General features: G+C 58.8%; 11 protein-coding genes. 5 read left to right on the forward strand and 6 right to left on the reverse strand.

What is annotated here, in order from left to right; translation table 11 throughout:
* Nucleotides 1-5: 5 nt before the first annotated feature.
* From BHD07_RS27035 to BHD07_RS27060, 6 genes are all read right to left on the reverse strand, one after another.
* Nucleotides 6-1277, reverse strand: a complete 1272-nt coding sequence (locus BHD07_RS27035; RefSeq protein WP_338283851.1) for an MFS transporter — start codon at nucleotides 1275-1277, stop codon at nucleotides 6-8.
* Nucleotides 1274-3688, reverse strand: a complete 2415-nt coding sequence (locus BHD07_RS27040) for a heavy metal translocating P-type ATPase (RefSeq protein ID WP_338283852.1) — start codon at nucleotides 3686-3688, stop codon at nucleotides 1274-1276. Before BHD07_RS27040 ends, BHD07_RS27035 begins: the two co-directional genes overlap by 4 nt.
* 70 nt (nucleotides 3689-3758) lie before the next feature.
* Nucleotides 3759-5201: a multicopper oxidase family protein gene (locus BHD07_RS27045; RefSeq protein WP_338283853.1), complete on the reverse strand. Its 1443-nt coding sequence runs from the start codon at nucleotides 5199-5201 to the stop codon at nucleotides 3759-3761.
* Nucleotides 5202-5309: 108 nt separating this feature from the next.
* Nucleotides 5310-5978, reverse strand: a complete 669-nt coding sequence (locus BHD07_RS27050; protein ID WP_338283862.1) for a methyltransferase family protein — start codon at nucleotides 5976-5978, stop codon at nucleotides 5310-5312.
* 2 nt (nucleotides 5979-5980) lie between these two features.
* Nucleotides 5981-6307, reverse strand: coding sequence for a DUF2933 domain-containing protein (locus tag BHD07_RS27055; protein ID WP_338283854.1), 327 nt, complete (start codon nucleotides 6305-6307; stop codon nucleotides 5981-5983).
* A gap of 230 nt (nucleotides 6308-6537) precedes the next feature.
* Nucleotides 6538-6951, reverse strand: coding sequence for a hypothetical protein (locus BHD07_RS27060; protein WP_338283855.1), 414 nt, complete (start codon nucleotides 6949-6951; stop codon nucleotides 6538-6540).
* A gap of 251 nt (nucleotides 6952-7202) precedes the next feature.
* On the opposite strand from BHD07_RS27060, the gene BHD07_RS27065 reads away from it, so the two are divergent.
* The 5 genes from BHD07_RS27065 to BHD07_RS27085 form a co-directional block, all read left to right on the forward strand.
* Nucleotides 7203-8495: a hypothetical protein gene (locus tag BHD07_RS27065; RefSeq protein WP_338283856.1), complete on the forward strand. Its 1293-nt coding sequence runs from the start codon at nucleotides 7203-7205 to the stop codon at nucleotides 8493-8495.
* A 679-nt stretch (nucleotides 8496-9174) separates the two neighbouring features.
* Nucleotides 9175-10050, forward strand: a complete 876-nt coding sequence (locus BHD07_RS27070; RefSeq protein ID WP_338283857.1) for a pentapeptide repeat-containing protein — start codon at nucleotides 9175-9177, stop codon at nucleotides 10048-10050.
* Nucleotides 10047-10742, forward strand: a complete 696-nt coding sequence (locus BHD07_RS27075; RefSeq protein WP_338283858.1) for a nucleotidyltransferase domain-containing protein — start codon at nucleotides 10047-10049, stop codon at nucleotides 10740-10742. The genes BHD07_RS27070 and BHD07_RS27075 overlap by 4 nt, the downstream gene beginning before the upstream one ends.
* A 741-nt stretch (nucleotides 10743-11483) precedes the next feature.
* On the forward strand, nucleotides 11484-12374 hold the full coding sequence (locus BHD07_RS27080; RefSeq protein WP_338283859.1) for a hypothetical protein: 891 nt from the start codon (nucleotides 11484-11486) through the stop codon (nucleotides 12372-12374).
* A 469-nt stretch (nucleotides 12375-12843) separates the two neighbouring features.
* Nucleotides 12844-14135, forward strand: a 1292-nt coding sequence (locus BHD07_RS27085; protein ID WP_338283860.1) for an SIR2 family protein, incomplete at its 3' end; no start/stop codon positions are given.

Raw genomic sequence — 14135 nt, forward strand, 5'->3', positions numbered from 1 at the left:
AATATTCATTTCGGAGCGCTTCTCGCCGAAGCGTCACCTGGGTCACCCGTCTCAACCGCCAGCTGTTGCGGCAGCCTGACGCTTGCCAACGCAGCCGCTCCCATCACGACGGCAGCGGCGAGGAAGGCAGTGCCTTGCAACCCGTTCAAGTCGAAAAGCAAACCAGCCCCGGCAGACCCTATCGACTGCCCGAAGCTCACAACTGCCGACTGAATGCCAAGCTCGACGCCCTGACTGCGCGCGGTGAGCCGCGAAACCCAGGAGGCGAGCAGCGGACCGATCACCCCGGCGGATGCCGCGACAACAGACACCGCCAGCAGCATTTCGTTAAAACCGGCAATTGCCGGAATAATCGCCAGACCGATGGCCATCACCAGGAAGGCGGGAGCAACAAGGCCCCTCGTCGCCGCCGTTTTAACGAACGGCGAGAAGACAAGACCTTGAACAGCAAACATCACTACGCTACAGGTCGCGAACATAAAGCCCAACTCGGCTGGACTCATTGCGAGTTCATTGTTGCGCAACGTGAGTCCCACCTCGAATGCTCCAAGTCCGGCCGCGGCCAAAGAGGCAAGGGCGAGCAGCCGTAACTCCCCGGGTACGAACGACGATGTTTCGCGGTTCTTCGTCTCAGCGGGGTGGCCGGTCACTCGTCCTCCAGGCAGGATCAACCTGACGCCACCGGCCGCGGCCAGGGCGAGGCCGGACGCGAGAAGAAAGGGGGCAGCCTGCAAGGAGGAAGCCGCTCGGCCTGTGTCAAAAGCCCATCCGGCAGCGAGGCCGCCGAGCATGGGACCGAGCAGGAAGCCGGCAATCGATGCCATGCTGACCCAACCAAAGGTTCTGGCGCGCCGATCATCGTCACCTTCCGTGTCGGCAATGAACGCAAGAGCTGTGGGAACTACCGCCGCAGCGAAGGCGCCGTTCAGGATTCGCCCGACATAAAGAACGGGCAAGTTCGGCGCGAGCGCCGAAGCCGCCAAGGTGACGGCGAAGCCGATCAGGCCAACGACAAGGACAGGTCGACGCCCGATCAAATCCGACACCCGTCCCCAGAGGAATGCGACAGCTAGTGGTGCGGCGACATAGGCAGCAGTCAGAAAGCCAATGTGCCGTGCAGCGAATGTCGGATCTGTGGAGCCTGCAAGCCGTTCAACCATTGTCGGCAGGACCGGCAAGACGATCCCATAGCCGAGCGCGACGATGAAGGCCGAGGCCAGAAGTACGCCAAGGCTCCATCGCGACGTCGGCAGGGGACTTTGCATCGATACGCTCATGCCGGCGCGCCAGTCGGGTGCTCATGGACAGCGCCTGCGGCAGTCGATGCGGCCGGACGGATGCCCTCGAGCCTGGTTCGCTTGAGCAGAAGCGCATTGACGGCGACCAGCGCCGAGCTGCCCGACATTGCCAACGCGGCGATCTCGGGACTCAGAAGGAAGGGATAGAACACGCCTGCTGCGAGCGGAAAGGCGACAACGTTATAGCCGACAGCCCACCACAGGTTCTGATGCATCTTGCGCAAGGTGGCCCGTGACAGGGTCATCGCGCCGACCACGTCATAGGGATCGCTTTTCATCAAAACGATATCCGCACTTTCAATAGCCACGTCGGTGCCCGCGCCGATGGCGAATCCGACATCAGCCTGCGTCAGGGCCGGCGCGTCGTTGACGCCGTCCCCGACCATGCCGACCTTGAGGCCTTGTCCCTGCAACTCCTTGATTTTTTCTGCTTTCTGCCCCGGCAGGACATCTGCCAGAATGATGTCGATGCCGAGAACCCCCGCGATGCGCTTGGCGGTGCCGGCATTGTCGCCCGTGAGCATAGCGGTTCGCACACCTTGTTCGTGAAGCTTCCTGATCGTCGCGATAGCGGTTGGGCGCGGGGCATCGGCGATTGCGATGAGACCGAGAAGTTTCCCGGAGCGGGCCACATGAATGACTGTGCGGCCCTCGCCCTTGAGCGCTTCGGCCTTGTCGCCGAGCGACAGCAGGTCAACGTTCTGCTCGTCCATGAGCCGCCGGTTGCCAAGAAACACCTGGTCTTCCCTTACCGCGGCTCTGGCGCCCTTTCCTTCGATGTTGAGAAAGCCCGAGGCCTTGGGAATTTCCAGGCCCTCGGCCCGCTCGACGATGGCGACGGCCAATGGATGATCCGATCCCTGGTCGATGGACGCCGCAATTTGCAAAACCTCGTCGGCTGACACACCTGGTGCTGCCACGATTTCGACGACCTTTGGCTGGCCCATGGTGAGCGTCCCGGTTTTGTCGAAGACAATCACGTCGAGCTTTGTCGCTTCTTCAAGGGAGGCTGCGTTCTTGAACAGGATGCCGTTGGATGCTCCGAGGCCGGTGCCGACCATGACCGCCATCGGCGTGGCAAGCCCGAGAGCGTCGGGACAGGCGATGACGAAAACAGTGATTGTGAGGGTCAGCGCGAACAGCAGCGGCTGGCTCAACCACCAGAACCAGGCGGCAAAAGTCGCCAGGCCGATGACGATCGCGGCCAGAACCAGCCACTGCGAGGCGCGGTCGGCGAGCAACTGGGCCGGCGCCTTGGAATTCTGTGCTTCCTGGACCAGCTTGACGATTTGAGCCAAGGCCGTGTCGGCGCCCACCTTGGTGGAGCGGTATCGCAGCGTGCCACTCTTATTGATCGTCGCGCCAATCACGCTATCGCCGACTTTCTTGGTGACGGGCATCGACTCACCGGTGAGCATCGATTCGTCGATGGTCGACTCGCCTTCGATCACTTCACCATCGACAGGGAGCTTGTTTCCAGGCCGCAGGACGACGACATCGCCGAGCACCACGTCGGCGGTCGCTACCTCGACTTCCTTGCCGTCTCGAAAGACAATGGCCTTGGGCGGCGCGAGGTCGAGCAGCGCCCTGATAGCGGCCGAAGCGCCGGCCCGCGCACGCATCTCCAGCCAATGGCCGAGCAGGATGAAAACAAGCAGCACGCTCGCGGCTTCATAGAATTGCTGCCCCTCGAAAAAGAACGTCGCACCCACGCTGAAGAGGTAGCCGGTGCCAACGCTCAGCACGACCAGCACGGCCATATTGAGAACGCCGTTGCGCAGGGCACGCCAAGCCGCCACCACAAAAGGCCAGACTGGATAGAGGATCGCGGCGCTGGCGAGGAAGAACATCGCAAGGTCTTCGCTGAGCCCGAAAGGCGCGCGCAACCAAGGCTCACCCATGCCCATCGGCTCCATGGCAAAGATGGGCAGCGTGAAGAACAGGCTGACAAGGAAGCGATTGCGCATGTCGCTTACCATGTCCTGCATGTCCATGCCGGCGCCGTGCCCCATTTCGTGAGCCATCGCGTCGCGGGGCACCTTGGCTGCGCCTGCTCTCTCCCGTTCCCCTGGTGCCGCCTGGACCGCCGCGGCGTGGTCGTGCATATGTCTGGATGGCGCACGCGGATGTCCGGGAGGAACCGTTGCGCTGCCGGGCACGCAGAGGTGCCGTGGCACGGGCTCGCCCCTGCAGTGAAAGCCACAGGCCTCGATTTCGCGGGCCAGTGTCTCAGGGTTCGTCAGCGCTTCGTCGAATTCGACGGTGGCGGTGGTCGAGCCAGCGTTCATGGCAACACTGGCAACACCTGGCAAGGCAGCCAGGCGTTTCTCGACGGCCGCAAAATCCAGCATACCGACGAGGTCACGTACTTCCAACGTCGCTTTGTTCATGGTCGGTCTCCGGTGTATCCTGCTGCGTCGCGTGACGGTTGAAGCGCGGACATGGGCGAGGCCTCCTATCCTAGGCGCGATAGGCGAAGGTCGACATCATCCCGGTCGCCATGTGATAGAGGTGGTGGCAGTGGAAGGCCCATTGGCCGGAGTTGTCGGCATCGACGGCGATCGTCACCGAACGGTTGGGGGGTAGCAGGACCGTATCCCTCACCGCACCGGCAACGCGCTGCTCATCGATGGCAACCACCTGGAAATGATGGCCATGCAGGTGCATTGGATGCGCCATCATGCTGGTGTTCCGCAGAGTCACTTCCACACGGTCACCTGGATCCACGACGATTGGCACGTTGGTCTGCAGGCCCCAGCGATAGGCGGACATGTTTCCCGTCAGCGCCATGTCGAACATTTTGTCCGCAGGACGCAGAGCCAGCGGCCGAGTGGCCCTTAGCTGGGCCTCGAGCGCCAGATCGAGCACCGGAGCGTCGTCAGCCCCGGCTGTTGCGACCTTTGCCACCGCCGCCCCAGACGGACGCAGGATGAAGCCGGTCCGTTCCTTGCGCCCTTCACGCAGCGCAAGGATCGGAAATGAGCGGGCTTCGCGCGGCAACTGCACACGGACGTCGATGCGCTGTCCCATCGTCATCGGAAATCGCCGTCCTTTGACCGGCTCGACAGGTTGGCCATCGACGGCAATTAACTCGCCGTCGAGTTCGCCGAAGTCGATCGTAAACGCAGTTGCAGTCGCGCCGTTGATGATGCGCACCCGCGCTCGGCCGCCGGCCTCCATCGGCACGACTTCGGGATCGTCTAGCGTGCGATCATTGGCCAGATAGGCGTCGTACTCGATGTCGTTGAGGTCCATTGCCATGGCTCCGCCGCCATGGGCCATGCCGGCCATTGCGTCGGTTCGCGCCCCCGCCATATCCATCGCGTTGTGGTCCATCGGCATTGCGGCGCCGACATTCTTGCCCTGCAGTCCCGCCAGCAGTTCCTCCGGCGATGAGAAGGAGAAGTCGTGAAGGAGAACGACGATCTCCTGTTCGTCCGCTGCATCATCTTTGGGATCGGCGACGATCAGCGGCGCCGCAAGGAGCGCCTGCTCCTGCAACGTGTGAGCATGCATCCAGTGGGTTCCCGGCTTGCCGACCGGGAAGTCGTAAGAGCGATTGGCTCCAGCAGCGATAAGCGGGAGCGGGGCGTCCTGCACCCCGTCGTTCGGCCACGGAGGCGTCAGCCCATGCCAATGCACGATTGTAGACTCGGCGGTTTCGTTGTGAAGCAGGACATTGAAGGCATCACCTGCCCGCAGGCGGAGGCCCGGCGTGCCGTCCTCCTGCTGGAGGCCGAAAACGCTGGCAGCTTTGCCGTTCACCTCGATCGTGCGGCGCACGATACCGAGGCGCGTGTGGCGGTCCGGCTGTCCAGCGGCGGCTGCAGTGAGCAACGATGAAGGCAGCGTGAAGGCTGCGGCACCGGCCAGTGCAGTCTTAAGAAGTTCTCGCCGTCTCATGATCTTTTCTACTCCAAGTTCTCGGGGATTTCTCGACCCGATTGTTATCCAGCTTGACTGAACTGCCACCTCGCCTCGGGTGCCCCAGCCGACAAGGCAGCAGGGTTCTCAATGCGTACCGGGCTTGCCTGCAGCGCCGAACAGCGCAGTCCAACGAGGGAAGAATGCGGGCACTCGGGCTGCGTAGCGGTCGTATGCCTCGCCGAACTCTTTTCTCGCTTCCCGCTCCTCGGTGAAGGAAAGCCGCGCATACATCGCAACCAGCACGGGGAACATCGCCAGCGTCAGAAGTGTCGGCCACTGCACGAGGAATCCGGTCATAACCAAAACAAAACCGACATATTGTGGATGGCGGACATAGGCGTATGGGCCGCTTGTGGCGAGGCGGCGTTGCCGCTGCGCCTCATAAAGCACGCGCCAGGCCGCCGAGATCAGCACGAATCCACCACCAATCAGAATGAAGCTGAGGACGTGGAACGGGCCAAAATGCGGGTTAAGCCGCCAACCGAACATCATCTCCAGGAGATGGCCGGCATCATGTGAGAACCAGTCGATGCCAGGGAACCGCGATTGCAACCAACCAGAGAGAAGATAGATCGTCAGCGGAAACCCGTACATCTCAGCGAAGAGCGCCACCAGGAAGGCACTGAACGCGCTGAAGGATCGCCAGTCGCGGCCCGTCCGCGGCTTGAAAAAGCTGAAGGCGAACAGGATGAAGATCGCCGAATTGATGACGGCCAGGCCCCAGAGGCCATAAGCGGGAGATTGGTCGACCATGGTCATGCTCCTTTTCCGCGTGTCGAACCATTATGCCCGTTCGCATCGGTTTCCTTGCGCTGGATATGCCTCCCGTGACCGCCGTGCGCCCCGTGGCCCCCATGCATGAACATGTGAAGCAGAGGGCAGGCCACAAGCAGCAGGAAGGGAAGGAAACCGAAGACGTGCGCCCGGTGTTCCGAAAGAAGGAAAAAGGCGGCGATTGCCAGGAAGGCAATGGTGACGAGCCCCACCTTCGAAGCCCAAAATCCAGGCGGTTTTGGTTCGAACTCAGGCTTCGGTCCATGCCCGACCGGGTGATCAGGCGGATACTGTATCTGCGGGTTCATGTTTCGGCTCCTTCCACTGTTTGTTTGAGCAAGAATATCGAAGCGATCGCTCATCGGAGTTATCCACTGATTTGGCCTGTTGCCTCAGCCATTCGCTTAACCGGTAACGGGGATGCGTGGCTGGCACCGCTCCGCCGAGCGCCGGCGCCGGATGTCGCGATTGCGAATGCCAGTGACGAACCTGCTGGTTCTGTCAGCCTAACAAACGCGAGACCTGCGCTGACGCAGGTTCAGACGTAGCTTCGTGGAGGATGTAGAAGAGCCTCGGGATCGATGCCTGTGGCCAGGAGACCAGCGTCCGGCATACCGTATGCGGCGATTGATGTGCGATCGAAAGCGTTGCCTCCTCCGCCGATGGGGGCGGTGGCAGTACAGCAACCTGATCCGGCCCAGGACGCGCAATGCATGCTGCAATCTTGCATGCAATCGTTTTGGTGGCTGTCGTAATCGGTCGCCGCGACGGAGCTTAGCTCTTGGTCTAAACTGTTCTCAGGGAGAGCGATCCCGTCGTCGGCAACGCCCAATTCGAGGGAAGTACCCAAAGTTTGTCCGGCAAGGCCAGATGCACCGCTCACCATCACGCTGCCCACGATCAGGACGATCACGGCAAGTAAGACGCGGACGTGGGTCAGCAGAAGTTCCATACCGATAACCTGGGCTAAATGCTGTTAATGTCTTTGACATAAGTCAAACTCAGAGCATGTGAAGCGCCGTATGTGATAGATAATCATCAAACGCGGACAGGATGTCCTTCTTGTCGTTCTGAAACCGTGGAAGCTTCGCTGGGCCGCTGTTTCAACCGGGGTAAGGAGCATTCTCGACAGCAAGCCAGTTCAAGCCGCAAGCTGTTGTCGCTCTTCCTGGAAAAGCGACGAAGCGCAGGAGAGGACGAGAAATGAATGTGCTCAAGGATGATGCTGATCTACCAGAGACCAGCCAGTCCAAGTCCGCCCGGCTCAATCGGAATTGTTTTTGCATCACCCTCGACCGGACAGCGCTTTGGACAGCTCTGGCTGATGAGGCCGACGATTCCGGTTTCTTCGAGGCTTTCATGAAGTCGCGAGCGCATCTGTTTTCCAATGTCGCGGTATTCCTCGCCCAATCCGTCATCGATAAAATGCGTGGGGTCGTCGGCGCCATCGAGGCAACGACAAAATTGCCGGGCTACCGCGAAGCGGTTCTCTCCTGGGCACCGGAAATAGCGCTGCAGGATTTCGGGCCCGCTGGCGCGCTGATGGGTTACGATTTCCATCTCGATAATGATGAACCCAGGCTGATCGAAGTTAACACCAATGCTGGGGGCGCGTTCCTCAATGCAGTGCTGGCTGAAGCCCAGAAAGCCTGCTGCGCCAGAGGAGAGCAGAGCTTGATTGCTACCCCGGACGATGATTTTGAAACCCGCGTCGTTGCAATGTTCAGGGACGAATGGCGACGCCAGCGCGGCGCCGGTTCGCCGCGAACGATCGCGATCATCGATGATCGACCCGAGGAGCAATATCTCTACCCTGAATTCGTAATCGCTCAGCGGTTGTTGAAGAAGCACGGCGTTGACGCCGTCATCGGCGACGCGAGTGAGTTGCAATATGAAGGCGGCAGGCTCCGGCTCTCCGGCCACGAGATCGACCTCGTCTATAATCGCCTCGTCGATTTTGCGTTGGACCGCCCAGAGCATGCAGCACTCAGAGCGGCGTATCGGGACGGCGCGGCGGTGGTCACGCCCAATCCGCGCAATCACGCGCTTTTTGCGGCCAAGCGCAATCTGACGCTTCTATCCGATCCGGCCGCTCTGGAAACGCTCGGGCTATCCCCGGTCATGAGATTGCGGCTTGCCGGCGTTCCGCGGACAGTTCTGGTCACGCCCGACAATTCGGCCGCACTTTGGCGGTCTCGAAAGGACATGTTCTTCAAGCCGGTCTCTGGCTATGGGAGCAAGGCGGTCTTCCGCGGCGACAAGGTGACGAAAGGAGTATGGGCGGAAATCGCTGCGGGTGGCTTCGTGGCCCAGACCTTTGCGCCACCCGGGCAGCGCATGATCGAGTTCGATGGAGCAGTCGCACCGCGCAAGATGGACGTGCGGCTCTATACCTACGATGGCCGGTTGTTACTTACGGCCGCACGCCTCTACCAGGGCCAGACCACGAATTTCAGAACGCCAGGCGGTGGCTTTGCTCCCGTGCTGGTGGTCTGAACATGCTCATTCATCGGTGCCGACGATCAATGGCGGCTCGATGAGCTTCAGATTCGCCAGTGACTGGGTCATCCAATCCGACAGCTGCACGGCAAGGCTTTCGACAAATGGCGATAACTAGAGCCATGCCATTGGCAGCGGCTCACCGGATTCACCTTATAAAAACTGTCGGAAGTGACCGTCGATCGGCTCCTCCAAGAAAACAGACGATCTATGGGGCGCACTTTTCTTGGAATCACTGCTTGCGTCGTGAGCGGCAGTTCGACTATCGGATTGGATGGTTCGCACGCCCCTTCACGTTCCAGTGGCCGACGGTTGACTTGAGCGATCCAGGGCGGCGCTCCAAAACGAGCGCCCCCAACAAAATCACCGTCTGTTCACCCTTAGCGTTGTTTGGCGTACTTTCAGCGCGACGCCCTCTATCTGCCAAGATAAGTCTACACCCTTCAAGTACCTGCAAATTCAGAGGCAATCTGCTCGGATTTTGTCGTGAGTTCAACTTTAGGTTTGAGTTTTTCTGATGTTTTGCATAAATATTTTTCGGGGTAGGTCTACTTGTGATCTGATTGATGAAAAATGGTACGCCATATGTGCACGCCGACAGCGGGCTATAGGTGGCAAGTAAGGACGGGTGTCTTCGTAGTGGGGAGCATATCGGCTTGGATCGCGGTGAGTGATTATGGATAACCTTGCAAGTGGCGACACTTCGGACAAACGCCCGCTCATCGACAAAATACCGGACATGCCGGCCATTCAACGAGTTACAGTAGCCCGCAAGACTGTGCGCAATGGCTCGTGGAAGGCATCGGAGATATGCGACTTAAACGCCCTCAAGACGACGTTCGAGAACTGCGACTTCAGCTATTCCATCATTGACGGTGGCTACTTTCGCGATGCCGTGTTCCGCAATTGTCGTTTCTCCGGCACCAAGTTTTTCGACTGCAATTTCAAAAGCGCCAACTTCTACAAATGCGATTTCAGTTTCGCGCGCTTCAGCACTTGCCTGATCGATACAGCCGAGATCATCGCATCGCTGCCGGATCAGCCGAACATTCGACGGGAATCCTTGCAGAACCTCAAGGCCAACGCAGTTGAGGCTGGCGACTTCGCGAGCCTGGGTCTCCTGACCCTACAGGAAATCGAGGCCGCACAACGTCACTACAGGTATGCCCTCAGGGGTTACGACAGCTACTACAGAAACAAGTATCCAAACATGCTTTCCAAGGCGCGTGCCTGCGCGAACCTGGTAGGGCTGTGGTTGGGTGGACTTATATGGGGCCACGGAGAACGGCCTTGGCGGCTTGCAGCAAGCTGCTTCGCGATACTTTGTTTTCTCGCGCTCGTAAATTTCTGGAGCCTCTTGCCGCGTGTTTCTTGGAGCGAAACAGACAAGGGGCTGGCCTCGCTCGACTATGTTTTCAGGCTTTTTCTTGATCTCAATCCCAACCCGACGTTCGCTGGCTTCACGGCGGTCGATTTCGCGATCGTGGCGATGAGGTACATTTACATCGGGCTCTTCATTTCAGTTCTCTACAAGTCGATCTCCCACAGATGACCGGCGGAACTTTGCTCGCATCATATGTTTTTGGATCTGTTGGCAGAGGTCAGGCGGACCATCTCAGCGATCTCGACATTCTCGCCGTGGTCGAAAACGCCAAAGGTAAGGTCGCCGAGAACGTTGTACTGGCAACCGTGCCGGCCACGCTCCGTTGTATGAAATCTTCGATCTCATGGTACAGCGAAAACCGACTGCGTGAAATGTTCGCCAATGGTGAGCTTTTTGCCTGGCATCTCCATCGCGAGACGCGTCCGCTTTTCGATCCTCAAGGGTTCTTGGCCAAAATTGGCACCCCATCGCCTTACAGAGACACGGGGAGGGACGTCGCATCGTTCATCAAGGTTATGCGTGAGATACCCGCACAGATCGCCCTCAACCAAGGCAATGCGATCTATGAGGCCGGCCTGATCTACGTGTGTCTCCGCAATATTGCCATGTCTGCTTCTTGGGACCTCTGTGACGCACCTGATTTTTCCAGGTATTCCATTTTCAATCTTGGAGGGGTGCCGCGTTGTCCGTTGTCCCAGGTTGAGTTTGAGCAGGCGATGTTTTGCCGGATGGCGGGACAGCGGGGCGCGCCGCCACCGGACGGTGTTGACGCGGCGTTCGTTATTGACGTGCATACCCGCGTTTGGCCATGGTTGGAAGCATTGAGCGAGAGGTTATCGGGAGGCGGAACGAGTGGATAATCAAACAAGACGGACCCGATTCGAATCTCGAATTAAAATAGAGCGCGAGTTCTTGTCGGTGGTAAACGCCGTTTTCGGTCAAGGTTGTCCCTTATCCGGAATGACCGGTGACGCAATTAATCACTGGGAAAAGCGGGCTAGCGCTGACGCGCAAGGTCGGAGCGTTGAGGGGATAGCGGCTCTTCTGAGAGAAGCCTCGGCCAGAGCGGAACTTATGGCAGACGACAGTAAAGATGTTTTCGAACCGGATCGGCGGGAGCTGAATTCTCTTGCGTGCGTTCACGATCTTCTAGTCGAAGAGCTGTCCTTGTTTTCAACCGAAGCCCGTTGAATGCAGGTGAGTAGGGAGACTGTCGGAAATTACGACGGTTTTTCTCGCCTGAGAGTTGGGTCGGAGGCCGTAGGCAGACGGCACGCTACCGCTCGAACTGTTCGTCGCCGTGGCTACGGCAAGCTTCTCGGCTGGTCGACATGGGCGAAGCAGGTGTCTTCAGTACTCGCAGCGTTTGTCATGTGGGCATTAGTGGCCAGCTTCGGGAGGCACCGTCGCACTGGTCGGCAGGGGGGTACTGGCAGCCATACCGGTCGTCTTGATGCTCAGGTGTCGCGGAACTGCATCATATCGATCAACGGCTTGTACCTGACCAGAAAGTATGCAGCTTCGACGCCCATTGCCAACCGCATCATAAATTCGTTGCTCGCGTAAATCGTGCAACGAACATCACTCCTCGGATGGTTTGAATGGACTCTGACGAAATCGTTTCTCTGACCGGCTCGGATTTCACTTATAACTACAAGGAGCTTCCAACTCGTTGCTCCGATAGTGAGATTCAAAATTATATCAGCCGAACCCGCGATTTATTTGATCCCATCGCGCGTGTTTTTGGAGACGTTCACAACACCGAATGGTTTATTCGAAGCTATCTTGCACTGAAATACGTGTTGGGCTCTACGGTTCTTGCTAACTCTGCTGAGTATGCCGAAGAACGAAACTTACAGGTGACGCTGCCATATCTCCGATACTACACGATCTTAAACTGCAGCCGCGCATTTCTTCTGACCCTTCCGTGCCTTGATTGGCGGGGTGAAAAGACAATTGAAATGACTCACAGCAATATCCTCAACCTGACTGGCGACAAGCTTAAACGGCTCGGTCAGCGTCACGAAGATACGGTGAAACCGAGGCTGCTCGCCGCTAAAGACCAACGGGAATTGTTCTCCTACAGATTTCCGGCAACGGCTTTGCGCCTATTCGGTGATGACATTGTATCCGTTGAAGAGGCGATAGATATCGCCCGCCTTCTGACGGATTTGGCGCAAATCAATCTCGCCTGCCTCGAAAGTCGGGTAAACAGGTATCATCCCCAAAGAAAGTTCGGTCTGCTCGATATCGATGACATGTGGCATACCATGCAGTACGATGGCGTCTCCGCATCTCTCATCGATGATGAGGATTACAGCCGGGTTGCGTATTTCGTTCGGAATTACACAGGCCCCGCGTCCCTCGGAGCCTTAGCCACGGATGGACTTGTCGACGAGTTCTTTAGCGCGTGGTCTCCAGTGGATGACATTGATCATCAGGTCGCCTTCAATGCCGATCGGCAATGGAACCTGTTGCTAGATGTATGGTGATAGCCTGATGGGTTTCATGGAAGTGATGTTCTCAGAATATTCATGTTAGTTCGTATACGGTCAAGGCGAGGGATGGGAGACATCCGTGCTGTCGGTTACCGGTCGTCGAGTGATCTGATGTCCGAGGAGCGTGTCAGGAGTGGATACTTGGTCAGTGCGACCCGAGCATCTCAATTGGGCCGGGAGCCGACTGTCTCGTTTCGAATTGATTCGGTGCATAGCTGCCGTTCAGGTCATCTACTTCGAATCACCTCAGCAATCAATGTGGTGCAGCTTTCAGAATTTCACTTTGAGAGGCAAACTGCTATGTACCACTCTACACTCCGTTCATGGGGGTTGTAGGGGGAGAATTTGAGATGACAGTAAAGCTGCCGGCCGAGCCACTCGGAACGGTCGAGCATTTGGACGATATCGCGCAATCAAACAGAAAGACGTTAGGTCAGCGCGCGGGCGCTAGACAGGGGGGCGCTTGACCCCTCAGACGATCGCTCGGCTTCTAGCTTCCATGAACGCCGGCCGCCTTTTGGTGGTCTGCGGCGCCGGACTCTCGATGGCGCCGCCCAGCAGCCTGCCATCGGCCCGTGCGGTCGCCGAGCGGTGCTTCGACAAATACCGTCTCGAATCTGACCCGAACTGCGACCTCGGCCTTCGGGACAATCTGGAGGCACTCGCCGAGCACTTTGCAGGCCTCAACACCCTGCAATCGGTCTTCATCGAACATCTCGTGCCCTGGCCCGCTTTTGTGCGGCCTTCGAATACAGGACATGCCGCGATCGCGGATTTTCTCATCACCCGCGCCGCCGTTGCTGGCATATCGAGCAACTACGACACGCTGATCGAGCGACGCGCATGGGACTACGGCGCGGACTTCCGCGGCTCGCTCGACGGAGACGAAGCCACCGCCGATTCCGTCCGTCAGGCACCCTTGTTGAAATTCCATGGCTGCTCCCACCGTGATCGGCAAGCCACTGTGTGGGCGCCTTCGCAGCTCGATGATCCGACCATCTCGGGCCGTATTGCGCGAAGCAAAGTTTGGATGGCTGCCAACCTCCGGCAGAAGGATCTGCTCGTCGTCGGCTTCTGGTCCGACTGGGAATACCTCAACGCCTTGATCGGCGAAGCGCTGATCGACGTGCAGCCGCTGTCCGTGACTGTCATCGACCTCTCGCCGACAAACGCGCTCGAGCAGAAGGCCCCGCAACTTTGGGAGATCGCGCACGCACAAAACGTGACATTCGAACATGTGCAAGAGTCAGGGGCTGCGGCACTCGACGAGCTTCGTCGCGCGTTCTCATCGAACTACCTTCGTCAGGTACTGGAAGCCGGACGGGCCGCCTTCGAACAAGCCACCAAAGCCCAATGTGACCCGGCTTGGCTAGACGTCGGAAATTTTGAGAGCGAGGCCCTTTATGGTCTGAGGCGGGATGCCGAAGGCGTCTCGGCGGCGGAGCCGGCCAAGCTCCTGCGCCCAGCAAATCCAGAAGCCCTCGGCTTCTTCCACTTGCTGCTCCGTCAGGCGGGCGCCGTGCAACGCGCCGACGGCTATGATCTGAACGGCCGGAGCATCCGGGTCATCAACGGGGCGCAATCCATCCTTGGGACGCTACGTGGGAAGTTCGTCGAGCCGCCTGCCGCGATGCAGTGCGACATAGTTGTCGCGGTAGGCGCGACCGACTTGGGCGTGCCGGACAATGTCGTGCGTAGCGGACGCACCGGTGACGTCATTCGTCCGGACCCAGCGGGTGAATGGTACGACCTTCC

This window comes from Sinorhizobium sp. KGO-5, assembly GCF_036245905.1.
Lineage (GTDB): Bacteria > Pseudomonadota > Alphaproteobacteria > Rhizobiales > Rhizobiaceae > Sinorhizobium > Sinorhizobium meliloti_A.